Genomic DNA, 23,125 nt, shown 5'->3' with positions numbered 1-23,125 from the left:
GAAACCAGAGCCCCGGGTTCGCGACATTGGCCAGGACTTCCGCCTTGACCGTTTTCACGGTCTTCTCCCGTCCCATGCGCCGCGGCGCGCGGGTGCTGCGCGCATCGGCCATCGGCGTCACGCTCCTGGTCATGGGGTCCACGGCGCTCCAGAACGCGGTCGCCAATGGCGACACCCGAACCTTGACGCTGCACCACAGCCATCGCGGTGAGACCGGCACCTTCACCTTCAAGAAGGATGGCCGCTACGATTCCGCGACCCTGGACAAGCTGAACTGGTTCCTGCGCGACTGGCGCAACGATAAGCCCACCACCATGGACCCCCAGCTGTTCGACGTCGTCTGGGAAGTCTATCGGGAGACCGACGCCACCGCGCCGATCCAGATCGTCAGCGCCTATCGCTCGCCGGAAACCAACGCCATGCTGCGCTCGCGCTCGCGGGGCGTCGCCAAATTCTCCCAGCACATGCTGGGCAAGGCCATGGATTTCTATATTCCCGGCGTCAAGCTGGTGGACCTGCGGGTGGCGGGGCTGCGGCTCCAGCGCGGAGGCGTCGGCTTCTATCCCACCTCCGGCTCGCCGTTCGTGCATATGGACACGGGCAATGTCCGCCACTGGCCGCGCATGACCCGCGACCAACTCGCCAGCGTCTTCCCCGACGGCAAGACCGTGCACGTCCCCACCGACGGCAAGCCCATGGCCCATTATGCCGAGGCGCTGGCGGAGATCCGCGAGCGCGGATCAAGTGCCGGCGTGGCCGTCGCTTCCGCCGATTCCGGACGCGGGATGAAAAGCTTCTTCTCCGGCTTCTTCGGCAAGGCGGACGCCGAAGACGAGGAGACCACCCCGGACACCACGGTGGCCGAGGCCTCCGAGCGCGAGGCGCCCCGCGCCGCGGCCCCCGCCCGCACCGCCCAGGCCGTGCCGCAGGCCACCCCGCTGCCCGTGGCGCGGCCGGCCACCATCGCCGCCGGCGCCCTCGCGACCCAGCAGATGGCCAGCGCAGCCCTGGTCGCCCCCCTGCCCCAGCGCCGACCCACCGACGCCCAAAACCGCACCCGCACGGCGTCGGCGTCGCTGCCCGCCGTCATCACCCGCGGCACCGACCGGGAAGCCCCGGAAGCCCTCGGCTACGCTTCGGCGGGCGACGTCTTCGGCCCGGCCCCCATCGCCGGCCGCGCTCCGGCCGCAAGCACGGTGACGTCCGCGCGACGGTCGCGGGAACGGGCGCCGGCAACCCAGGCCATCGCCTTCGGCCGCCTGTTCCTGTCGCCGAGCCTGTCCACCGAGCTTTATCTGCGCCCGCCGGAGCTGCGCGTGTTCACGGCCTTCATGTCCGCACCCAATGAGGTGGTGGCCATGGCCTTCTCGCGGGATGCCAGCTTCGGCCTGAAGTCGAATTTCATCGGAACCGCCGTGGCGGATGTGCCCACCTTCGCCTTCCGCGCGCCCACCTACGCCCTCAATCAACGCATGTAGGGCGTGGTCGCGCCCAGCGCGTGGCGAAGAGGCCTATGGCAAAGGGGGCCACGGCAAGGCGTCCATGGGAAGAGGCCGTGACGCCAACGCGGACGGAATCGGACCGCCGCGCGCGCCGATGTCAGAGATGCGGGGGCGGGGGCGGCGCCGCCGGCGCCCCGCCCCCGCCTCAAGATCACATGAAGATGCCGAGGGCCTGGCAATAAAGTTCGACGATGGCGTCGTGCTCCTTGCGCTCGTCCACGTCTTCCTTGCGGATCTTCAAAATCGTGCGCAGCGCCTTCACGTCGAAGCCGTTGGCCTTGGCCTCTGCGAACACATCCTTGATATCGTCGGAAATGGCCTTCTTTTCCTCCTCGAGCCGCTCGATGCGCTCGATGAAGGACTTGAGCTGTTCCTTGGCAAAGCCCGCTGGGGCATCCGAGACGTCTTCTTCCGCCACCTGGCAGGTCTCCTCAATCTGATCGGGCGCTGATAGAGGCCCCCCGTCGCGCCCGCGTCAAGGATCGATCCCCGCTTTCCACGCAACGGCGCCATTCGCCGTGCGACCGCGCCGCCGTAATGGGGGGTGTCGCAGGGGACGCCTCAAAGTCGCCTCCATCCTGCCCCGATCACTGGCGAAAAGGGGGGGTCGGCGCCGCATGATCGGCTGGCCATTGACGGATCGCGCGATGAAAGGCACACAGCCCTCCCCATGTCCCGCCTCCCCATGTCCCGCTGTCCCGACCGCATGACGGATCCATACCGTAACGGCCCGAATCGCACCACGTTCCCCGCGGCGCGGCATGGGATGGCGTGGCTGGCGCTCGCATTCGGCCTCGTCCTGCTGCCCTCCCTCGCCCACGCCGATTTCCGCCTGTGCAACCGCACCCAGAGCCGGGTGGGCGTCGCGGTCGGCTACAAGGACGGCGACAGCTGGAGCACCGAAGGCTGGTGGAACGTGGCCGCCAACAGCTGCGAGACGTTGCTGCGCGGCGATCTGGTCGCCCGCTATTATTATCTGTATGCGGTGGATTACGACCAGGGCGGTGAATGGTCGGGCAAGTCGCCCATGTGCACGCGGGAGAAGGAATTCACCATCCGCGGCGCCGGTGACTGCCTGGCGCGCGGCTTCGAGCGCACCGGCTTCTTCGAGGTGGACACCCAGGAGCAAAAGTCCTGGACCGTGCAGCTCACCGAAGGCAACCAGACCCGGCCCGCCCAGGCGCACGCGCCCATGCCGCCACCCGCGCCGCCGAATTTCCGCCCGAAGCTCCAGTGACCGCCGCCATCCCGGCGGCGCGCGCAACCGCGACGAGCCAGCTTCAGATCTCGCGGCCTTCCACGGCCGTGGCAAGCTGGCTCTCCAGCTCCTTGGCCCCGTCCAGGCGCGGATTCACCGCCAGCGCTTTGCGTAGGGCCTCCAGCGCCCTCTTGTCGTCGCCCATGTCCCGCATGATCAAGGCGAGGCCGTAGAGGGTGGCATAGTGCCGGGGCTCGCGGGCCAGCACCTCGCGGATATCGGCCAGCGCCGGACCGTAATCATCCCGCAGGTAATAGACGGTCGCGCGCTTGGAGCGCGCACCGATGTCATCGGGATCGATCTCGATGGCTTGGCCGAGGATCTTCAGCGCGAGGTCATATTGCTTGGCCTCCAGCGCCACGGTGGCGCGGACCATGAGCAGATCGACACTGGCGCTGTCGGTGGTGTTGAAAAGCTGATCGAGCCGGTCGCCAATGATCTTGGCGCTGCGGTCGTCCGGGGCCGCCTTCAGGGCGGCGAACAGGCCTTCCAGCTGCGTGCGCTTGTCCTTGGGCGCCTTATGTGGCGCGCGTGGCCCTGTCGGCAGGCGCCCATCCGCCGGCGCCACCTCGCTGCGACCGGCTTCGGCAGTTCCGCCGTCCCGGCTGTCGGTGCCCGGTCCGGTCAGCGCCAGTGCGGGGATCGCCGCGATGGCCATCGCGGCCGGCAGGAGCAATGCCAGCGAGAAGCGCGCACCGCGCCGCCAACGACGCCCAGGGGACACCGAAGACATAGTGGGAGGCTGCGGAAGAAGCGGGGTGATCTCGGCACTCATGGGAAAAGTGTCGGACTCCGCGCCCGGTTCGTCAACGGCGCCGCGGCGCTCGGGCCGCGGCCACCCGTCACGTTCCGGCGACGGGCGCCGGAACGCGCGCGCCTCAACCCTGGCGGGCCTTGTAGCGCTTCTGGGTCTTGTTGATGATGTAGACGCGGCCCTTGCGGCGCACCAGACGGTTGTCCCGGTGACGACCGAGCAGCGACTTGAGGGAATTACGGATCTTCATGACACTCGCCTTCGGGCCGACCGCGGCGCGCGTGCCGCGCGGCTCGTCGACACTCTCTGGATGGATAGAGCGGGCGTGATAAGCGGCGCAGGCCCGGATGTCAATGCGCCGGCCCATAGGGGAGACGATCGAGGGCGGCAATCGAGGGAGGCCATGGACCCGCGCCGTCTTCAGGCACGATGATAGGGATGGCCCGCCAGAATGGTCACGGCCCGATAGACCTGCTCGGCCAGCATCACCCGCACCAATTGGTGGGGAAAGGTCGCCGCCCCATAGGCCAGGAGCAGATCGGCGCGGGCGCGCACGGCCTCCGACAGCCCGTCGGCACCGCCGATGACGAGCACCAGCGCCGGTGTCCCGCCATCCCGCAAGCGGCCAAGACGGTGTGCAAAATCCTCGCTGGAGACGTTCTTGCCGCGGGGATCGAGCACCAACAGGCTCGCGCCCGCCGGCGCCGCGGCGAGAATCGCGCTCCCCTCCTCCGCCATGCGGTCCTCGGCACGGCGGGCGGACGATTCGGGAAGCTCCACCATGTCCACGGCGGTGAAGCCCAGGGCGCGGCCCGCGGCGCGGGCGCGCTCCAGATAGCGCGCGACGAGGTCGCGCTCGGCCCCGGCCTTCAGCCGGCCGATACAGACAAGAACAAGGCGCACGCGCGTTCAGCCCGGAAACACCGCGTCCCCCTCAGGAGCGCGGCGTGCCGGACCACATCTTTTCGATGTTGTAGAAGGCGCGGACCTCGGGCTGGAAGACGTGGACGATCACATCGTTCGCGTCGATCAGCACCCAGTCGCAGGCCGGCTGGCCTTCGACCCGCACCTGTTTGATTCCCGCCTCCTTCAGCGCCTCAAGGAGGTGCTCGGCGATGGCGCCCACATGCCGCTGCGAGCGGCCCGAGGCGATCACCATGAAATCGGCGATGGCGGTTTTTCCGCGCAGGTCGATGGAGACGATGTCCTCGGACTTATCGTCTTCCAGGCGGGCCTGGACGAGGGCGAGAATCTCTTCCGGCTCAAGATAACCGTCAGAGATGGGGGCGGTCGGCGTCATCTGGTCGTTCGCCATCGGGCTAGTGGCCAGTACGGCCGACGGGACCGGGGCCTTGGGGGCCGGAGCCATGGTGGACAGGGGTCCATATCCTCTCAAGTTGAAGGCGCCGGGCTCATCTGCCGCGGACGCGATCTTCAGAATGTAGGAAAATCAACGGATTTTCAAGGGTCGGACGGCGTCATCTTCCCTGCGGCGCAACGCCGAGGCGTTGTGCGGCGCGGATTCCCGTTGAGGACAAGGGAGATTTCAGCCCGTGCAGGAACACCCAGGACGGCGTCGGGCGGTCGAGCAACGCCGCGGCGTCCTGCTCATCGATGCGCCAGCGCGCGAGCGCCAGCGCGGCCGGCGTGGCGGTCGCGGTCAAGGATTGCCCCATACGGTCCACCACCACCATGGGCAGGCGCTCGGCGATGGCGCGCCAGCGCTGCCAGCGATGGAACTGGGCCAGATTGTCCGCCCCCATGATCCACACGAAACGCACCTGCGGCATGCGGCGCGTCAGGATGTCGATGGTCTCGTAGGTGTAGCGCACCCCGAGCGCGGCCTCGCAGCCGGTCACGTCGATGCGCGGATGGTTGGCCACCCGGCGCGCGAACGCCACCCGTTCCTCCAGCGAGGGGAGCTGCCGGTTGTCCTTGAGCGGGTTGCCGGGCGTCACCAGCCACCAGACGCGGTCGAGCTTCAGCCGGTGCAGGGCCAGCAGGCTCGCGGCCCGGTGCGCCTCGTGCGCGGGGTTGAAGCTGCCGCCGAACAGGCCGACCCGCAGGCCGGGCGTGGCCAGCGGAATGCGCCGCACATCGCGGGCACCGGGCGAAAGCACGGCGCCGGCCCCCGCGGCCAGGCATAGCCGGGCGGGCGCCTCGGGCGGGGCGAAGGGCTCCGCGAAGAGGGCTTGGGGGAGAGGAGCGTTCGCCGGGGCGCAGCTCACGGGCGAACCCCGCGCGTCAAGGGTGGATCACGGCCGGGTCTGACCCGACCCGTGGATACGGTATTTGAAGGAGGTGAGCTGCTCGGCTCCCACCGGCCCGCGCGCATGCATCCGCCCGGTGGCGATGCCGATCTCGGCGCCGAAACCGAACTCCCCGCCATCGGCGAACTGGGTGGAGGCATTGTGCAGCACGATGGCCGAATCCACCTCCGCCAGGAAGCGCTCCGCCGCCTGGGTGTCCTGGGTCACGATGCAGTCGGTGTGGTGCGAGCCGTGCTGCTCGATATGGGCGATGGCGGCGTCGAGCCCGTCCACCACCTTCACCGCCAGGATGGCGTCGAGATATTCGGTGTCCCAATCGCTGTCGGCGGCCGCCTCCACGCGCGGATCCACCGCCTGCACGACGGCATCGCCCCGTACCTCGCAGCCGGCGTCGATCAGCATCGCCACCAGCGGCTTCAGGTGGGTCTCGGCGACCGCGCGATCCACCAGCAGCGTCTCGGCGGCGCCGCAGATGCCGGTGCGGCGCATTTTCGCGTTCAGCACCACGGTCTTGGCCATGTCGAGGTCGGCGGCCTTGTCGACGAAGACATGCACGATGCCGTCGAGGTGCGAGAACACCGGCACCCGCGCGTCGGACTGTACCCGCGCCACCAGGCTCTTGCCGCCGCGCGGCACGATCACATCCACGGTGCCGTCGAGCCCGGCCAGCATGTGGCCGACGGCGGCCCGGTCCACGGTGTTCACGAATTGCACCGCATCCTCCGGCAATCCGGCGGCGGCGATGCCGGCCACGAACGCCTTATGGATGGCGCCCGAGGAGGCGAGGCTGTCGGACCCGCCGCGCAGAATCACCGCATTGCCGGAGCGCAGGCACAGCGCCGCCGCGTCCGCCGTCACATTGGGCCGGCTCTCATAGATGACGCCGATCACCCCGAGCGGCGTGCGCACGCGCTCAATGATCATGCCATTGGGGCGGGTCCAGCGCTCGGTCACCTTGCCCACCGGGTCGGGCAGGCCCGCCACGGCCTCGATGCCTTCCGCCATCACCTCGATCCGCTCGGGGGTGAGGGTGAGGCGGTCGAGGAACGATCCGGTCATGCCATCGGCCTTGGCGCGGGCGACATCGGCGGCGTTGGCGGCCAGGATCTCGGCCCGGGCGGCGCGCACGGCGGCGGCGGCGGCCTTCAGCGCCGCGGTCTTGGTCTCGGCATCAGCCAGAGCGATAACGCGGGCGGCGGCGCGGGCGCGCTTGCCCATGGCCAGCATCGCCGCAGCCAGATCCGCCGGCGGCAGCGCCCGCTCCGCGGAAGCGGGGGCGTTCATGCGTGCGGCGGAGGCGGTGGCCATGGTGTCACTCTCGAAATAAGGGTCGCAATGTGCGGCTTCCGACACTGCGGATCCAATCTGTAGCACGTCCGCCGGGGAAATCGACACCCGAGCGGACACAAGCGTTAACATGGTGCCGGATGCTGGCATCACCACCGTCGCGGATGCAACCGCGATCCGTCACAAACACGTCACCCGCCGTCCAGGAGCGGGCGCCCTCATTCGACTCCAAGCGCCATGTCGTCGCGGTGCACCATCTCCGAGCGGCCGGAGATGCCGAGCAGGTCCTCGATCTCGGCGGTCGAGTGACCCATGATGCGCTGCGCGGTCTGCGAATCATAGGCGACGAGGCCACGTCCCACCTCCGCCCCATCCGGCGCGCGCAGAACCACGGCGTCGCCCCGGTCGAAGGTGCCGTCGATGCGCTTCACGCCTGCCGGCAGCAGGCTCGCGCCGCGCCGCAGGGCCGCCACCGCCCCATCGTCGAGGTGCAGCGTGCCGTGGGGCTCCAGGGCGCCGGCGATCCAGCTCTTGCGTGCCCGCACCGGATTGGCCGAGGTGAGGAACCAGGTGCAGCGCCCGCCCTCGCGGATGCGCTTGAGCGGGTTTTTCACATGCCCCGTGGCGATCACCATGTGGGTGCCGGCCGAGGTGGCGATCTTGCCCGCCTCGATCTTGGTGCGCATGCCGCCGCGCGACAGCTCCGAGCCGGCCGCGCCGGCCATGGCCTCGATCTCGGCCGTGATGCGCGGCACCACCGGGATATGCCGGGCGTCCGGATCCTTAGCCGGGGGCGCGGTATAAAGACCATCGATGTCGGAGAGCAGCACCAGCAGGTCGGCGCTCGCCATGGTGGCGACGCGGGCCGCCAGCCGGTCGTTGTCGCCGTAGCGGATCTCGGAGGTCGCCACCGTGTCGTTCTCGTTGATGATGGGCACCGCGCGCAGGTCCATCAGCCGCGCCAAGGTGGAGCGCGCATTGAGATAGCGCCGGCGCTCCTCGGTATCGCCGAGGGTCAGCAGCACCTGCCCGGCGTTGATGTCCTCATGGGCGAGCGCCTCGGCCCAGGTCCGCGCGAGCGCGATCTGCCCCACGGCGGCGGCGGCCTGGCTGTCCTCCAGCTTCAACGGCCCCGCCGGCAGGTGCAGCACCGTGCGGCCGAGGGCGATGGCGCCCGACGACACCACCATCACGTCGCAGCCGCGCCGGTGCAGGGTGCCGATGTCCTCCACCAGCGAGACCAGCCACGGCAGCCGCACCCGGCCCCGGTCGCGATCCACCAGCAAAGCGGAGCCCACCTTGATGACGATGCGGCGGAAATCGGTGAGAGCGGGCAGCGTGGCGGGGACCGGGGTGGTCATGGATGTAAGGACCGCAAAGAGGCCGCGCCATGGGGTTCGCACCGTCGGCGCGGACGGCATCACCTCCATGGGGCAGGCCATGGAGCGGGGCGCGTCATGCACCACGCCGCACGGCATAGGCCATCGGGTCGGAGAAATTCAAGCCCGCACGGCGCGGACCGCCGCGCGCCTTGCCCGCGCCATTCCGCCGGGCACAATCGCCTGATGCTCGCCCATGCCGATTCGCCTCCCCTCTCCCCCGCCCGCATCGGCCTTGCCGGCGCCGAGCTTCTGCTCGACCCTTCCGGCGCCGCCCTGTGGGTGGAGGAGCGGCTGCTGGTGGTGGCCGACATGCATCTTGAAAAAGGCTCCGCCTTCGCCCGCCGCGGGCAGATGCTGCCGCCCTTCGACACGCGCGAGACCCTCGACCGCCTGGGGCGGCTGGTGGCTCGCCACCAACCGCGTACCGTCGTCGCCCTCGGCGACAGCCTGCACGACCGCTGGGCCGGCGAGCGCCTCGACGCGGACGCGCGCGGCCGGCTGCGGACCCTGGCGGCGGCGGTGGAGCTGATATGGATCGCCGGCAATCATGATCCCGCCCCCCACGATCTGGGCGGCCGCTGCGCGGAGATGCTCTCCATCGGCCCGCTGCGCTTCCGCCACGAGCCGGAGCTGGACGCGCGCGCCGGCGAGGTCTGCGGCCACCTCCATCCGGCGGCGCGGGTGGTGGTGCGCGGGCGCGGGGTGCGGCGGCGCTGCTTCGTGACCGATGGCGCGCGCCTGGTGCTGCCCGCCTTTGGCGCCTTCACCGGCGGCCTCGACGTGAGCGCCCCAGCCATCAGCGGACTGTTCGGCCCCGGCGCCTTCGACGTCCATCTCCTGGGCGAGGACCGCACCTTCCGCCTCCCGGCGCCACGGCTCGGGGCGCCATAGGGCGCCGGGGACAAGCCCGCCGGACGCGCCATCCCACCGCTTTCCACCGCCGGCAACAGGCCGTCGCCGTCCGCGCGGACGGCCCCCACCCGCCGACGGACCTCTCCGACTTCGGCAACGCTCCGTCCCACCGGCGACGGCTACGCACCTGGAGCACGCCTTCACCGGCGTCTTTGGGCGAACGGCCCCGCCATCACCGGCCGGTTCGGGCCCGGCGCGGTCTCTGCCGGGCAAAGGCCGGCCTCCGGCCACGCGCCGCCAAGACCCGATGTCGAAGACTATTCCATGGGCAGGGCCGCGGGTGCGCCGGACCATTGCGACTGCGCGGAGCCGTTGGCGAGCATGGCATCCATCGCCAACGGCTTGCGCAGACTGTCCTTGCTCTCGCGGATCATGCCTGGAATGAGAAAAGCGTCGACCAGGGCCCAAAGGCCCACCGCGGCGAGGAGTATGACGCCCACGCCAACGACGATCGTCAGCCCCTCCATATGACCCCATCTCGCGACGCGCGACCGGGATACGAGCGGACGTGCGGGGCCTTCTCCTGCCCGCCCGACGGGCGTCAGTCCATTCCCCGGTCGCGCCGGCGACGGATGCGCACATAGAGGGCGCCCTCGCCGCCATGGCGACGGCCGGCGGCTTCAAAGCCCACCACCACGCTGCGCATCTCCGGCTCCGCGAGCCACAGCGGCACCGCCCGGCGCAGGACGCCGCGGCCTTCCCCGAAAAGACCTCCGAGCCGATCGGGATCACCCTTCCCGGTGATCACCAGCACGACCCCATGGCCGAGGGCCTGGGCTTCCACCAGGAACAGCCGCAGGCGTCGATGGGCCGCGGTCTGGGTCAGGCCGTGCAGGTCAATGCGCGCATCCACCTCGGCACCGCGGGAGAGGCGGCGGCGCGCCTTGTGTTCCAAGGGCGCGAGAGGGGGCGGACTGGGGGGCACGGCCGGCGCCGGCTTCGCGGTCATGGTGGGCAGCGACATGGTCGGCGGCGACGTGGGGCGCGGCGCCGGGGTGCCGTCCACCGGCGGCGCAACACCCTCCGCCGGGTCGCCGGTCGGAGGTTGCGGCCGCAGGGGCTTCACTTCGCGCACCACATGGGCCCACAGCGCCCGTTCCTCACCGCTCAGCAGCCGGCGGCGACCGCGCCGGGTGGTGGCGCGTGGCGTCATGGCGCGCCGGCTCGCGCCGGGTCCGGGCAGGTGAACCGCGGCACCAGCAGGGCGATGCGCCCGCGATGCCGGATGCGCCCCGCCACCGCTCCCGCCTCCTGCCCGGTCCCGAAATAAAGATCCACCCGGCCGGGACCGACAATGGCGGAGCCGGTGTCCTGGGCGATCATCAGCCGTTGGAACGGATCGGCCGAGCGTGGCCCGGACAGGGGCAGCACCACCTCGACGAAAATCGGGGAGCCATAGGTGTGCAGCCGTCGATCCACCGCCAGCGACCGGCCGGGGGTCAGCGAGACCCCCTGGGCCCCGATGGCGCCGACGTCGGATGACAAATCCAGCACCTTGAAGAAGACGAAGGACCGGTTCTCGCGGCGCAGATCGCGCCCGGCCTCGGGGTCGGCCTCCATGAACGCGCGGATGCGGTCCATGGACATCTCGTCGCGCGGCACCAGCCCGCGCTGAATCAGCAGCTTGCCCACCGGCGTGTAGGGGCGCCCATTATAGCCGTCGTAGCCGAGCCGCAGCACCCGCCCGTCACCCAGCCGCACCCGCGCCGAACCCTGGATCTGCATGAAGAAATAGTCGACCGGATCCTTGAGATAGACGATTTCCAGGCCTCGCCCCGCCAGCGCCCCGTCCTCGATCTCCTTACGGTCGTAATAGGGCACCTCCCGACCGGCCTCGACGCGGACCGCGCCACCACCGTTCGCGGAAGGTCCCGAAGTCGTGACGAGATCAGACGGCCGCGCGTAGACCGGCACGTTGAACATGCCGCCGGGCTCCAGCGCACCTTCCACCTCCGGCTCGTAATAGCCAGTGAGAAAGGCGTCGGGATTGGTGTCCGGCATCACCCGGAAGGGACGGAAATTCAGCTCGAAGAACAGCCGCGCCAGCTGGCGCGAGGGCTTCTCGATGCCAAGATCGGCAGCGAGGGCGTCGGCGGCGGCGCAGGCTTCGATGAGCCCGGACCGCAGCGTCGGCACGGAGGCCACCGCATCCACTGCCGGGGATTGACTGACCATGGCGCAGCTGTTGCGAAACGCGACAAAGGCGGAAGACAGATCGTCCTCCGCCCAGCCATTGAGGTTCGAAAAGGAGATCGGCACCAAGCTGGCACCGGGAATCCGCGGCACCGGCATCAGCCCGCCTCCCGCCGGTCGCTCGGAAACCGGCGACCCGGCCACCGCCGGCCCGCCGGCGCCGGTCACCGCGACCAGAGCCAGCATGGCCCAGATCGCGCCGGCCCAGATCGCGCCGGCCCCGGCCGCCCGCCATGCCTTCCGGGCCGCACCACCGGATGCGCCGGCTCTCACCGTCCACGCCATCCGGGACGGCGCCGAACGATCCGCCGTGCCGCCGTGTTCCCCGAGATCCACCACGATCGCCGCCTCACTGCGCCGCTTCGGTCGCGACGAGCTTCCAATTGGGATTGCGGGTACCGAGATCGCGGGCAAAGGTCCAGACGTCGGTCACGTCCGCCACCGTCTCGGCGTCGCCGTCCACCACGCCACCGTCACGCCCACGGGTGACGGAGATGAGCTGCGACACGAAACGCACCGTGAGTTGGGCCGTGGCGCCCTGCACCACCGCCTGCTCCAGATCCGCGCGCGAGATGGCCACGAATCGCGATTCCATGGTCTCGCCCCGGCTTTCGCGCTCGGTGATCGCCGCGGCGAAATTGTCGTACACCTCCTTGGACAGGAGATCCTTCAAGGCCCGACGATCGCCATTGGCGAAGGCGGTCACGATCATCTCGTAGGCGGCCTTGGCGCCGGACAGGAAGTGCGTGGCGTCGAAATCGGGCTCGATGCGCGCTGCCTGGTCAAGGCCGGCCGCGACCGCGCTGCCCTCGGCGGCAACGCCCTCCCAGCGGAATTTCGGCGCCTCTTCGGGATCGGTGCTCACCGGCTGCGGCAGGCCGGGATTGACCGTGTTGCGCTCGGGCAGGGGCACCACATTGTCGGGCGCCGGCTGGGGCGGTCGGGCGGTGTCGCGGGAATAGGGATCATAGGGCGGCCGCTCGCGCCCCGTGCGCTGGCCCAGCACGCTGCGCAGCCGCACGAAGATGAACACGGCCAGGGCCAGGAAGATGATCGTGTAGAGATCGATCACTGCGTTTCGCCATGCCTGCGGCGCCACGGTCCCGCCGCCGCGCCTCGGTTACCTCGATCGTGGATCCCTTCCGCCGGATGTCGCCGCATCGCGAAAAGAGACCCGTTGCTTTATGTACGCAGCCCCGGCCCTCCCGCCAGTCCCCCGGCACCGGTGACGCACATATTTGCTGCACCTTACGGCAGGCCGGCCCTCGGCGCCACCATGTGCCACCCGGCCCTGCGCGGAGCGCCCTTCTTCCTGAGATTGAAGGCGGAAAAGAGACCGGCGTCCAGCAGCGATGCGTCGCAACCGTGCCCCCGCCCGCCGGTCCACTTTCTGCGCGCGCGGCGATATCCATCTCCCCCGAAAACGCACTAGATTGCACGCTCGTCCACCACGCCGGATCAGACATGGCTCCATCCATCCTCATCGCAGACATTGGCGGCACGACCACCCGCATCGCCCGCGCCGGCGCCGATGGCGTGCCCTTCGACGTGCGCCTGGAGGCGAACGATTCTTATGCCTCGGCCCAGGAGCTGATCGGCACCTATCTGGCGGACATGTCCGGCGACCGACCCGCCGCGGCGGTACTGGCGGTAGCCGGTCCCATCGATGGCGACGACATCCGCCTCACCAACCGCGACTGGCGCTTCTCCCGCGCGGCGCTCGCCGCCGGCTTCGGCCTCCGGCGGGTGGAGGTGGTGAACGATTTCGCCGCGTTCGCCCATGCGGTGCCCCAGCTCGGCCGCGACGATCTGCTCGGCGTGGGCGTGGGCCGGGCCGCCGCCGGGCGCCCCCGGCTGGTGTGCGGGCCCGGCACCGGCTTCGGCACGGCCGTGATCCTCACCCGCGAAAATGGCTACGACGTGCTGCCCAGCGAGTCCGGGCACATGCGCCTTGGCGCGGTAACCACCGACGAGGCCCGCATCATCGCCCACCTGGTGCGAGATTTCGGGCCGGTCGCGGTGGAGCATGTACTGTCAGGCAGCGGGCTGGCGCGCCTGCACCGCATCCTCACCGGCGAGCAGCTCTCCTCCCACGCCATCATCAAGGCCGCGGCCAACGGCCAGCCCAGCGAGAAGGAAAGCTGCGCCGTGTTTCTGCGGGTGCTGGGCCGGGTGCTCGGCGACCTGACCCTGGCGTTCGAGGCCCTGGGCGGGGTCTATGTAGGCGGGGGGCTCGGGCGGGCGCTGGCGCCGCTGTTCGCCGACAGCCCGTTCCGGACCGCCTTCGAGGACCATCCCCCCTATGGCGAGCGCCTGGCCCAGGTGCCGGTTCAGGTGGTGACCCACGCCGCCCCCGGCCTGCTCGGCGCCGCGCGGCTGGGGCGGCACCTGCTCCAGGCGGATTGACGGGCTCAGGCCGCGCTTCGCACCCCCGCTTCCCGGTCGCAGAAAGCCACCACCGCCTCCGCCAAGGCCGAGGCGGCGGCGCCGGGCCGATCCGCCACGCACAGCACCAGCTTGGTGGGCGCGACCGGGGGCAGTCCGGCCGCGGCGCCCAGCACCCGGTGACCGGCGCCGACCGCCCGGCGCTCCAGCAGCGCCACCCCGAGCCCGCCGGCGAGCGCCGCCTCGATGCCGAGCAGGTTCGGGCTTTCATAGGCAATGCGCCAGTCGCGCCCCGCCTGTTCCAGCGCGTGGACCGCCCGGTTGCGGTAGAGGCACCCCTGCGGGAAAGCCACCAGCGGCAGCGGATCGCGCGCCACAGGATCGGCCAGCCCCGCCCCCGCCACCCAAACCAGACGCTCCGGCCAGGACGCGCGCACGAAAGCACCCGTCGCCGGAGCCGGACCGCCGCCATCCCGCTTCATCAAGGCCAGATCGAGGTCGCCCCGATCCAGGTCCATGGCCAGATCGCAGCTCAAGGCGCAGCGCACCGACAGCCGCACCGTCGGATGGTCGCGGGCGAAATCGGCGACAAGACCGGTCAGCGCCGCCACCGCGAAATCTTCCGGGATGCCCAGCCGCACCACATTCCCGCCGCCATCCGCCAGCGCCGCCCGCGCCTCCGCGCTCAGTGCCAGAATGCGCCGCGCATAAGCCAAAAGCCGCTCGCCCTCGGCGGTAACGCTCACCGCGCGCGGGCCCCGCACCAGGAGCGCATGGCCCGCCTGCTCCTCCAGGCGGCGAATCTGCTGGCTCACCGTGGATTGGGTGCGATGCACCCGCGTACCGGCGCGGGTGAAGCCGCCCGCATCCACCACGCTCACGAAGGCCTTCAGGAGATCGAGATCGAACATGGCCGCTTCCCGCGCCCCGCGCGGGCGCGCCGTAACATTCGTATTTCCACTACTTAATATCAAAACATCGAATTTTTAAATGTGTCGCGGACGTGCGAAGCCGGAACCCTGATCCTTCCGCGAGCGCGCCATGAACAAACCGGTCATCAACAAGCCCATCGTGAGCGCGTCCCCGCGGTCGTCCACCACGCCCGGCATCCGCATCGACGGCACCCTGGCGCTGATCGTCCTGTTCTGCCTCATCTGGAGCTCGGCCTTCGCGGCGGCCAAGACCGCGCTGGCCGATTGCCCGCCGCTGCTGCTGCTTTCGGCACGGTTCCTGCTGGCGGGCGGCGTGCTGCTTTTCGCCTGCGCCATGTTCGGCGCCTGGCGCCGGGTGGGGTGGCGTGTCCTCTCCCTGTTCGCCAGCATCGGCGTGCTGAACAACGCGGCCTATCTCGGCTTTTCCTATTGGGGCATGACCACGGTCTCGTCCGGCTTCACCGCGGTGGTGGTCAGCGCCACGCCCCTCATCACCGCGTTGGCGGCGGCGCCGCTGCTCGGCGAGCGGATGACCGGCAGAAAGCTGTTCGGCCTGCTTCTGGGGGTCATCGGGGTCGCCATCGTGCTGCGTTCGCGCATCGGCGGCGGCCATGAGGACCCGGTGGGGGCGCTGTTCGTGCTGGCGGCCCTGCTGGCGCTCACCGCCGGCACCCTCGCCTATAAGCGGGCGCGCCTGCCGCCGGGCACGCTGCTGCTGGGCAGCGGCGTGCAGGCCCTGGCCGGCGGGCTGGTGCTGGCGCCCATCGCGCTGCTGATGGAAGACCCGGCGCGCATTCATCTCACGCCGGCGCTGACGGTGTCGTTTTTGTACCTGACTCTTGGGGCCTCGGTGGGCGCGTTCAGCCTGTGGCTGTTCATCCTGAACCGCTCCAGCGCCACCCGCGCCAGCGCCCTGCATTTCCTGATGCCGCCGCTGGGCCTGCTGTTCGGCTGGCTGCTGCTGGGCGAAACCGTGCCGCCGCTCGATTTGCTGGGCATCCTCCCGATCGCGGTCGGCATCCGCCTTGTCACCACCGGCGAGGCCGCCGCTCAGAAGCGATAAAGCGCGCTCAGCACCAGGCCGTTCTCCTCCGGCGCATTGCGGGCGAGCCAGGTCCTGACGAAGGCGGCCTGCACCGTCATGGCCGCGCTCCAATCGTAGGCGGCTCCAAGCTGGAACTTGTAATATTCATAGGAGACATCGAAATATGGCCCCGCGCCCGCGCCCTCGGACATCACGTTGAAGGATTGCGCCAGCACCTGCCAGCGCTCCGCCAAGCGCACGCCGAGGGTCAGGTCGAGATGCAACTCGTCCGGCGGATCACCGAAGCGCAGGCGCTGCGCGAGCTGCGCATCCACATAGGTCGGACGGCCCCACAGGGTGAAGGACCACCCCGCCAGCAGGCGCAGATCCAGCTCGGGATCGTCATAGCCCACCGCCGCCGCGCTCGAGGAATTGCCGGTTCCCGGCAGCCGACCCACCACCTGGGTCGAAACCACGAGCCCGTCCTGCTGCCACAGGCGCACCCGCGCGCCTGCGTCCATATAGCCCGGACCATTGTAGGTCGCCGGATAGGGATCACCCAGGGAGATAGACAGCACCTGAGGCGCGGCGATCACGGTCAGCCAGTCGGTGAGGCCATACTCAAAGACCAGCGTCACCTCGACCTTGTCATAGGGGCGGCTGTCGTACAGATGCGATGACGGACCGAACTCGGAGCCCGAATGAACCGCCGTGCTCTGGAGGATCGACTGGCCTTCCCCGCCCCGGAGCGTCCACGCCCCCGCAAAAGCAGCGCGCGCGGGGATAGCCACCGCCAGGAGGAGACACAGGCCGAGGAGCCCGAGACCGGGGATTGTCCTCGCCCCAATATCTCTCATGAGTTGCATGCACGAAGGAGAAGCACCCCGCCGCGAACACCGCGGCGCCCGCCGCCGTGCGCCGGTGCCCCTTGCCTGCCCCATGCTGGTTGCCCTGACCCCACCCGACTATAGCGGAAGTTTCAGGACACCGGCAGGGACAAGAGGTCAACGGCATGCACCTGACCTAAAGTGACCTTGCGTAATTTTCATCTTTGTTCGTCTTGCCGCCCTATGCGGAACCCACCATATTGACGCACGAAGCCCTCGGTGCGTTTTGGCGCCGGCAAAGGGTTTCGAGTTTCTTGAAGGGGAACGACGATGTCCGATTATGATCGCAACGTCGCCGGGCGTTGGAACCCGTCGGTGGCACGCTCGCAGGCCGCGATCGACCAGGGGCTGCGTACGTACATGCTGAGCGTGTACAATTACATGACGCTCGGCCTCGCCATTACGGGCGCCGCTGCGCTCGGCATCTACATGCTGTCCGTCACCACGGATCCGAGCCTTGCGGCGGGGCGGGTGGCTGGCGGCATCATGCTGACCCAGCTGGGTTATACCCTGTTCGTGAGCCCCCTGAAGTGGGTGGTGATGCTGGCCCCGCTGGCCGCCGTGTTCTTCTTGAGCTTCCGTGTGGAACGGATGAGCGTCACCGCGGCGCAGATCACCTTCTGGGTCTATGCGGGCCTGGTGGGCGTGTCGCTGTCCACCATCTTCCTCGTCTACACCCATGAGAGCATCGTCCGGGTGTTCTTCATCACCGCGGCTTCCTTCGGCGCGCTGAGCCTTTTTGGCTACACGACGCAGAAGGATCTCTCCGGCATGGGCACCTTCCTGATGATGGGCCTGTTCGGCATCATCATCGCCTCGCTGGTGAACATCTTCCTCGGCTCCTCGATGCTCCAGTTCATCGTGTCCGTGGTGGGCGTGCTGGTGTTCGCGGGCCTCACCGCCTACGACACCCAGCGCATCAAGGAGATGTATTTCGAGGGCGACGACGTGGCGGTGATGGGCAAGAAGGCCATTATGGGCGCGCTCACCCTCTACCTGGACTTCATCAACCTGTTCATGATGCTGCTCCAGCTCTTCGGCAACCGCAGCAACGACTGACGCCGGGTTCATCCCACCCATGCTTACGGAAACCCCGGCTTCGGCCGGGGTTTTCTTTTGCCCGGCCCCGAGGCGCCGCCGTGATGATCGCGGGCTTGGCCGCAGGCTTGGCCACGGGCTTGGCCGATGGTCCATGGGCGAAGCCCTGGAACCGCTGGTATAAGAGGGCGCGAGACCGATTCCACCGGAGGTTCACCGGCGAGACCGGCCCGCAGACGCGCGGCGGCGCCCGCCCATGGGCGGCCCCCTCGCCCTGTCCTTGAAGCCATGGAAAGACTGGCCATGCCCATCCGTGCCGCGACCCCAGAAGACAGCCTCGCCATCGCCGCCATCTATGATGCCGCCGTGCTCGCCGGCACCGCCTCGTTCGAGATCGATCCGCCGGGGCCGGAGGAGATGGCCCGCCGACGGCAGGCGATCATGGATGCCGGCTATCCCTTCCTGGTGATGGAAGAAGACGGGCTGGTGGTGGGCTATGCCTATGCCACCGCCTTCCGCCCCCGTGTCGCCTACAAGAACACGGTGGAAAACTCGGTCTATGTGGACGAGACGATGCACGGTCGCGGCTTCGGCAAGGCCCTGCTGGAGGCGCTGATCACCGCGTGCGAAGCGCGGGATTTCCGGCAGATGGTGGCGGTGATCGGCGACAGCGGCAATGCCGGCTCCATCGCCCTGCATCGCGCCTGCGGCTTCGCGCCCATCGGCACCCTGCCCGCCACCGGCTTCAAGCTCGGGCGCTGGATCGACACCGTGCTGATGCAGCGCGCCCTTGGCGCCGGCTCCGGAACGCTGCCCAGCCGCTGAGCGCGGAGCCCGCCCAGAGCATTTGCGGTGAACCCCTGCTCACCGGAAATGCTCTAAGTCTTTGTTTTATCGCAATTCCAGGCGCAAGACCGCTGCACACTTTTGCTGGAATTGCTCTAGCCCACGGAAAACGCCGCCCGGCGCTAAGGTCGCCGGGCGCATGGTAGGAGCTCCCGCCGGCGCGCCGCGCCCGGCTCAGCGGGTGATGAGGGTGCCGGCGCCGTGGTCGGTGAGCAGTTCCACCAGCACCGCGTGCGGCACCTTGCCGTCGAGGATGACCACGCCTTCCACGCCCTTCTCCAGGGCATAGATGCAGGTTTCCACCTTCGGGATCATGCCGCCGGAAATGGTGCCGTCGGCGATCAGCGCATGCGCCTCGGCGATGGTGAGGCGCGGAATGAGCTGCTTGTTCTTGTCCAGCACGCCGGGCACGTCGGTGAGCATCAGCAGGCGCTTGGCGCCCAGCGCGCCGGCGATGGCGCCGGCGAAGGTGTCGGCGTTCACATTGTAGGTGCCACCATCCACCGCGGCCGCCACCGGCGCCAGCACGGGCACCAGGTCGCGGCCCAGGATCTGGTCGAGCACCATGGTGTCCACCGTGTCGGGCTCGCCCACGAAGCCGAGGTCCACCACCTGCTCGATCTTGCTGCCGGGATCGACCAGGGTGCGGGTGGCCTTGCGGGCACGCACCATGTTGCCGTCCTTGCCGCACAGGCCGATGGCCTTGCCGCCGGCCTCGTTGATGAAGCCCACGATCTGCTTGTTGATGGAGCCAGCGAGCACCATCTCGACGATCTCGACCGTCGCCTTGTCGGTCACGCGCAGGCCGGCCGCGAATTCGGACTTGATGCCGAGCTTCTCCAGCATGGCGCCGATCTGCGGGCCGCCGCCGTGGACCACCACGGGGTTCACGCCGGCCTGTTCCAGCAGCACGATGTCCCGCGCGAAGTGGCGGGCCAAATCCTCGTCGCCCATGGCGTGGCCGCCGTACTTCACCACGATGATGGTATCGTCGTAGCGCTGCATATGGGGCAGCGCCTTGGCCAGCACTTCAGCCTGAAGCTGCGCTTCCGCGATGGGGGACAGGACGGTCTCGGTCATGGAGATCTCGCTCAAGCGGGTCGACCCGAGGGGCTTTGCAGGCACGGCGGCGCCGTTGCGCCCCGCGCCCCCGGAACGGCGCCCTCATAGCCCGTTCGCCGCCGCCGGGGAAGGGTGCGGCTGGCTGTTGGCATCCGACGGAATGGGCATTTTCCCACTCACGAAAACGTGATGATAAGGGGCCTCCGGCGCACCACAATCGGAGTGCGAAGAGCATGCGACCAAAACGTGCTCCACCGGTTCCGCCGGGGTCCTCCCTCCGGGGGCCGGCGTCCGGCGATTGCAGACCTCAGGAGGGCAAGGCGGCTATCGCCAGCGGTCCGAGGCGGCGCCCGTCCCGCCTTGCGGCGGGGCCGCGGTGTCAACTCGATCGTCATGAGCATTTCAACCTCGCCGAGACACGGTAAAGCTGCGCTTCGGATCGAACGCGAAACACCGCCGCCGCACTCCACCCACGCATGCACGCTCCCCGGCGGGCATCTCCAGGCAGAGTTCACCCATGTCCGCCCAGTCCCATCCGCCCCAGGCCTCGACGTCGGCTCCCGCGCCGCTCCGCCTGCCGCCGCGCCGGCCCCACGACCTGTCGCGCGGGCTCATCGCGCTTTTGTTCGTGGCGTGCATGGCGCTCGTGTCGATCCCGATCCTGACGCACCCCATCCCGCCGCTGTCGGACTATGTGAACCATCTGGCACGCATGCACGTCATCGCCGCGCTGCCCCATGACGAGAACCTCGCGCGCTTTTATTCGCTGGAATGGTCCATCCTGCCCAATCTGATGATGGATTTGGTGGTTCCGGTCATCGATCGCGTCACCAACATCTATGTCGCCGGCGAGATCTATACCCTCTTGTGCTTCGCGCTCATCACGGCGGGCACGCTGACCCTTCATCGCGCCTTGTTCGGAAGCTGGTCGGCGCTGCCGCTGCTGGCCTTTCCGCTGCTGTACAACAACATCTTCCTCATCGGCGTGATGAATTATTATTTCGGCATCGGGCTCGCGTTGTTCGCCTTGGCGTTCTGGAGCCTGCTGCGGGAAAAGCCCTGGCCGCTGCGCTTCATGATCTCCGCCGCCTTCGTGGTGGCGCTGTTCTTCTGCCACCTGTTCGCGGCCGGCGTGTACGCGGTGGGTATCCTGTCGTTCGAGCTGGCGCGCCTGTTCGGGCGGCGCGACACACCACTGCTGCCCCGGCTGATCGATTTCGTCGCCTCCGGCCTGCCGTTCGCGATCATCATCCCCATGCTCATCGCCAGCCCCACCTGGGGCCTGTCGGGGCAGAACACCTGGGAGCCCCAGGGCAAGCTCCAGGGCGTCGAGTTCGTCATCAACGTCTATTACGATATCGTCGCGTTCGTGCTCACCGCGGTGGTGGTGCTGGCGGCGGCCTGGGCCATTCAGCATCGCCTCCTGCGCACCCATCCGCTGCTGCTGCCGCTGCTGCTGGTGGCCGGCGCGGTCTATCTCGCCATGCCGCGGGTGGTGTTCGCCACCTACATGGCGGACCAGCGCTTCCCCATCGCCATCGCCTTCATGGTGCTGGCGACCATCCAGGTGGATTTGCGCCACCGGCTCGCGCAGCGCGGTTTCGTGGTGGTGCTCATCCTCCTGCTGGCGGTGCGGGTGGGCGAGGTGCAGACGGTGTGGGACCGCCTGACCCACTGGACCGCCAGTTTCCAGAAGTCCATCAGCCTCATCCATCCCGGCTCCCGGGTCCTGGTGGCCTATGCGGACATCCAGGGCGGCAACGATCCGCGCGATCTCGGCCTGGTTCACGCCGCCTGCCTCGCCATCATCGAGCGATCGAGCCTCGTCACCACCGCCTTTACCGTGAAGGGCAAGCAGATCCTGCGCGCCAACCCGCCCTATCGCAACCAGGTGGATACCGAGGACGGCACCCCGCCCCAGATTGAGCAACTGCTGTTGACGGAGGAGGATGCGACCCCCGACGGCCCCCGCTATTGGGATCTGTGGCCCCAGCATTTCGATTATGTCTATGTGCTGTTCACCGAGCGCGGCGCGCCCAATCCCGATCCGGACCGCTTGAAGATGATCTATGAGGGCGAGCGCTTCCGTCTCTATCAGGTGATCCCACCCAAGCCCGCCACGCCCAAGCCCGCCACGCCCCCGGCCGAACCCCTCAACTGAGGCAGACGCAGCGCCGTCACGCGACGTTCATCCTTTTCTGCGACGGCGAGGCCCCTCCAGCCCTCGCCCGACCTCCTGCGGAGCCGACATGGAATCCGTCTTCACCAACGCCCGCCTCGTTCTCGACGACACCATCATCGATGGTACCTTGGTGGTGCGCGACGGCCGTATCGCGGCCGTCGACGACGGCCGCAGCCATGCCGCGGCGGCACTGGATTGCGCTGGCGACATGGTCTGTCCCGGCCTCATCGATCTGCACACGGACGCGCTCGAAAGCCACTTCGTGCCGCGCCCCAAGGTGTTCTGGCCGGACGCGCGGGCGGCCGCCCTCGCCCATGACGGGCAGGTGGTGGCCAGCGGCATCACCACCGTGTTCGACGCCATCTGCGCCGGCGGCTTCGACCAGGCCAAAGCGGAGCGGCGCGAGCTGTTCACCATCATGCTCGACGCGGTGGATGCCAATTCGGCCCTGTTCCGCGCCGACCACTACATCCACCTGCGCTGCGAGATGACGGACCCGACCCTCCTCGCCCTCGCCACCCCGGCCCTCGACCGGCCGCGCGTGACCCTCGCCTCGCTCATGGATCACACGCCGGGCGCCCGGCAATGGCGCAATGTGGAGAGCCTGCGCACGTTCCTGCTCGGCATCGGCAAGTCCGCCGCCGAGGCCGAGGTGGAGATCGAGACCCGGTCCGCCCGCGGCCGCGCGGCGGTGGCCGACAATTTTCAGGCCCTCGCCGACCTGTTGCGCGAAAAGGGCGTCGTCCGCGCCAGCCACGACGACACCACCGCCGCGCATGTGGAACTCGCCCGCGACGCCGGTTGCTCCATCAGCGAGTTTCCCACCACCCTCGATGCCGCCCGCGCCGCGCGTGCCGCCGGCCTCGCCACCATCGGCGGCGCGCCCAACGTGGTGCGCGGAGGGTCCCACTCCAATGGCATCGCCATGAAGGATCTGGCGGCGAAAAACCTGCTCGACGCGCTCGCCTCCGACTATGTGCCGGCGAGCCTGCTGCAGGCGGCGGTGGCGCTGCATCTGCGGCAGGGCCTGCCGCTGCCCGCCGCGCTCGGCCTCGTGACCCGCGCTCCGGCCCGCATGGCCGGGCTCCACGATCGCGGGCGCCTCGCGCCGGGGCTGCGGGCGGATGTCACCCGGTTCCGGATCGTCGAGGGCACGCCGGTGGTGCGACAGGTGCTGGTGGCGGGCGAACGCGTGTTCTGAGGCGGAGCGT

24 protein-coding genes are annotated in these 23,125 nt (G+C 69.2%); 9 read left to right on the top strand and 15 right to left on the bottom strand.

The features are described from left to right. The first annotated feature begins 44 nt into the window (after positions 1–44). Positions 45–1,478: a peptidoglycan L,D-endopeptidase MepK gene (locus tag HUW53_RS02645; protein ID WP_237344192.1), complete on the top strand. Its 1,434-nt coding sequence runs from the start codon at positions 45–47 to the stop codon at positions 1,476–1,478. A gap of 175 nt (positions 1,479–1,653) precedes the next feature. Here HUW53_RS02645 and HUW53_RS02640 read toward each other — a convergent pair whose 3' ends face one another. Further along, a complete protein-coding gene (locus HUW53_RS02640; protein WP_237344191.1) occupies positions 1,654–1,920 on the bottom strand; it encodes a DUF2312 domain-containing protein in 267 nt (88 codons plus the stop codon). 348 nt (positions 1,921–2,268) lie between these two features. On the opposite strand from HUW53_RS02640, the gene HUW53_RS02635 reads away from it, so the two are divergent. Next, on the top strand, positions 2,269–2,739 hold the full coding sequence (locus HUW53_RS02635) for a DUF1036 domain-containing protein (protein ID WP_237344190.1): 471 nt from the start codon (positions 2,269–2,271) through the stop codon (positions 2,737–2,739). A 43-nt stretch (positions 2,740–2,782) separates the two neighbouring features. Here HUW53_RS02635 and HUW53_RS02630 read toward each other — a convergent pair whose 3' ends face one another. The 7 genes from HUW53_RS02630 to proB all read right to left on the bottom strand — a co-directional run bounded on the left by HUW53_RS02630 (position 2,783) and on the right by proB (position 8,432). Continuing rightward, complete coding sequence (locus tag HUW53_RS02630; protein WP_237344189.1) at positions 2,783–3,493, bottom strand: tetratricopeptide repeat protein; 711 nt, start codon at positions 3,491–3,493, stop codon at positions 2,783–2,785. 145 nt (positions 3,494–3,638) lie between these two features. Beyond that, the gene (ykgO, locus tag HUW53_RS02625) at positions 3,639–3,764 is read right to left on the bottom strand and encodes a type B 50S ribosomal protein L36 (protein ID WP_012114086.1); all 126 of its coding nucleotides are present in this window, start codon (positions 3,762–3,764) and stop codon (positions 3,639–3,641) included. A gap of 170 nt (positions 3,765–3,934) precedes the next feature. After that, complete coding sequence (gene rlmH / locus HUW53_RS02620; protein WP_237344188.1) at positions 3,935–4,417, bottom strand: 23S rRNA (pseudouridine(1915)-N(3))-methyltransferase RlmH; 483 nt, start codon at positions 4,415–4,417, stop codon at positions 3,935–3,937. Positions 4,418–4,448: 31 nt separating this feature from the next. Next, positions 4,449–4,814: a ribosome silencing factor gene (gene rsfS, locus HUW53_RS02615; protein WP_237344187.1), complete on the bottom strand. Its 366-nt coding sequence runs from the start codon at positions 4,812–4,814 to the stop codon at positions 4,449–4,451. 178 nt (positions 4,815–4,992) lie between these two features. After that, the gene (locus HUW53_RS02610; RefSeq protein WP_237344186.1) at positions 4,993–5,634 is read right to left on the bottom strand and encodes a nicotinate-nucleotide adenylyltransferase; all 642 of its coding nucleotides are present in this window, start codon (positions 5,632–5,634) and stop codon (positions 4,993–4,995) included. Between the two features lie 135 nt (positions 5,635–5,769). Then, positions 5,770–7,011: a glutamate-5-semialdehyde dehydrogenase gene (locus HUW53_RS02605; RefSeq protein ID WP_237344335.1), complete on the bottom strand. Its 1,242-nt coding sequence runs from the start codon at positions 7,009–7,011 to the stop codon at positions 5,770–5,772. 278 nt (positions 7,012–7,289) lie between these two features. Next, complete coding sequence (gene proB / locus HUW53_RS02600) at positions 7,290–8,432, bottom strand: glutamate 5-kinase (RefSeq protein WP_237344185.1); 1,143 nt, start codon at positions 8,430–8,432, stop codon at positions 7,290–7,292. Between the two features lie 204 nt (positions 8,433–8,636). Here proB and pdeM point away from each other — a divergent pair, with 204 nt between their 5' ends. Then, entirely contained in the window at positions 8,637–9,344 is a 708-nt protein-coding gene (gene pdeM, locus HUW53_RS02595) for a ligase-associated DNA damage response endonuclease PdeM (RefSeq protein ID WP_237344184.1), read from the top strand. Between the two features lie 278 nt (positions 9,345–9,622). Here the strand turns inward: pdeM and HUW53_RS02590 are convergent, their stop codons facing one another. The 4 genes from HUW53_RS02590 to HUW53_RS02575 form a co-directional block, all read right to left on the bottom strand. After that, complete coding sequence (locus tag HUW53_RS02590; RefSeq protein ID WP_237344183.1) at positions 9,623–9,832, bottom strand: hypothetical protein; 210 nt, start codon at positions 9,830–9,832, stop codon at positions 9,623–9,625. A 74-nt stretch (positions 9,833–9,906) separates the two neighbouring features. After that, positions 9,907–10,518, bottom strand: coding sequence for a Smr/MutS family protein (locus HUW53_RS02585; RefSeq protein WP_237344182.1), 612 nt, complete (start codon positions 10,516–10,518; stop codon positions 9,907–9,909). Further along, complete coding sequence (gene mltA / locus HUW53_RS02580; RefSeq protein ID WP_237344181.1) at positions 10,515–11,744, bottom strand: murein transglycosylase A; 1,230 nt, start codon at positions 11,742–11,744, stop codon at positions 10,515–10,517. The genes HUW53_RS02585 and mltA overlap by 4 nt, the downstream gene beginning before the upstream one ends. A 163-nt stretch (positions 11,745–11,907) precedes the next feature. Beyond that, on the bottom strand, positions 11,908–12,627 hold the full coding sequence (locus tag HUW53_RS02575; protein ID WP_237344334.1) for a Tim44/TimA family putative adaptor protein: 720 nt from the start codon (positions 12,625–12,627) through the stop codon (positions 11,908–11,910). 395 nt (positions 12,628–13,022) lie between these two features. Here HUW53_RS02575 and HUW53_RS02570 point away from each other — a divergent pair, with 395 nt between their 5' ends. Beyond that, positions 13,023–13,964 carry a glucokinase gene (locus HUW53_RS02570; RefSeq protein ID WP_237344180.1) on the top strand — a complete coding sequence of 314 codons (942 nt, stop codon included), beginning with the start codon at positions 13,023–13,025 and terminating at the stop codon, positions 13,962–13,964. A gap of 5 nt (positions 13,965–13,969) precedes the next feature. Here the strand turns inward: HUW53_RS02570 and HUW53_RS02565 are convergent, their stop codons facing one another. Further along, complete coding sequence (locus HUW53_RS02565) at positions 13,970–14,854, bottom strand: LysR substrate-binding domain-containing protein (protein WP_237344179.1); 885 nt, start codon at positions 14,852–14,854, stop codon at positions 13,970–13,972. A 130-nt stretch (positions 14,855–14,984) separates the two neighbouring features. Between HUW53_RS02565 and HUW53_RS02560 the strand changes: the two genes are divergently transcribed. Next, on the top strand, positions 14,985–15,938 hold the full coding sequence (locus HUW53_RS02560) for a DMT family transporter (RefSeq protein WP_237344178.1): 954 nt from the start codon (positions 14,985–14,987) through the stop codon (positions 15,936–15,938). On the opposite strand, the gene HUW53_RS02555 is transcribed toward HUW53_RS02560, so the two are convergent. After that, positions 15,926–16,756: a hypothetical protein gene (locus tag HUW53_RS02555; protein ID WP_237344177.1), complete on the bottom strand. Its 831-nt coding sequence runs from the start codon at positions 16,754–16,756 to the stop codon at positions 15,926–15,928. The two genes, HUW53_RS02560 and HUW53_RS02555, sit on opposite strands and share 13 nt — an antisense overlap. A gap of 300 nt (positions 16,757–17,056) precedes the next feature. On the opposite strand from HUW53_RS02555, the gene HUW53_RS02550 reads away from it, so the two are divergent. Further along, complete coding sequence (locus tag HUW53_RS02550; protein ID WP_237344176.1) at positions 17,057–17,845, top strand: Bax inhibitor-1/YccA family protein; 789 nt, start codon at positions 17,057–17,059, stop codon at positions 17,843–17,845. A gap of 282 nt (positions 17,846–18,127) precedes the next feature. Beyond that, a complete protein-coding gene (locus HUW53_RS02545; RefSeq protein ID WP_237344175.1) occupies positions 18,128–18,649 on the top strand; it encodes a GNAT family N-acetyltransferase in 522 nt (173 codons plus the stop codon). A gap of 195 nt (positions 18,650–18,844) precedes the next feature. On the opposite strand, the gene argB is transcribed toward HUW53_RS02545, so the two are convergent. Beyond that, complete coding sequence (argB, locus tag HUW53_RS02540) at positions 18,845–19,750, bottom strand: acetylglutamate kinase (protein ID WP_237344174.1); 906 nt, start codon at positions 19,748–19,750, stop codon at positions 18,845–18,847. A gap of 499 nt (positions 19,751–20,249) precedes the next feature. Here argB and HUW53_RS02535 point away from each other — a divergent pair, with 499 nt between their 5' ends. Next, entirely contained in the window at positions 20,250–21,893 is a 1,644-nt protein-coding gene (locus tag HUW53_RS02535) for a hypothetical protein (RefSeq protein ID WP_237344173.1), read from the top strand. A gap of 88 nt (positions 21,894–21,981) precedes the next feature. Beyond that, on the top strand, positions 21,982–23,115 hold the full coding sequence (locus HUW53_RS02530; RefSeq protein WP_237344172.1) for an alpha-D-ribose 1-methylphosphonate 5-triphosphate diphosphatase: 1,134 nt from the start codon (positions 21,982–21,984) through the stop codon (positions 23,113–23,115). Positions 23,116–23,125: the final 10 nt, after the last annotated feature.

It is taken from the genome of Xanthobacter agilis, from assembly GCF_021730435.1.
Lineage (GTDB): Bacteria > Pseudomonadota > Alphaproteobacteria > Rhizobiales > Xanthobacteraceae > Xanthobacter > Xanthobacter agilis.
This window is presented reverse-complemented; position numbering and strand designations above follow the sequence as displayed.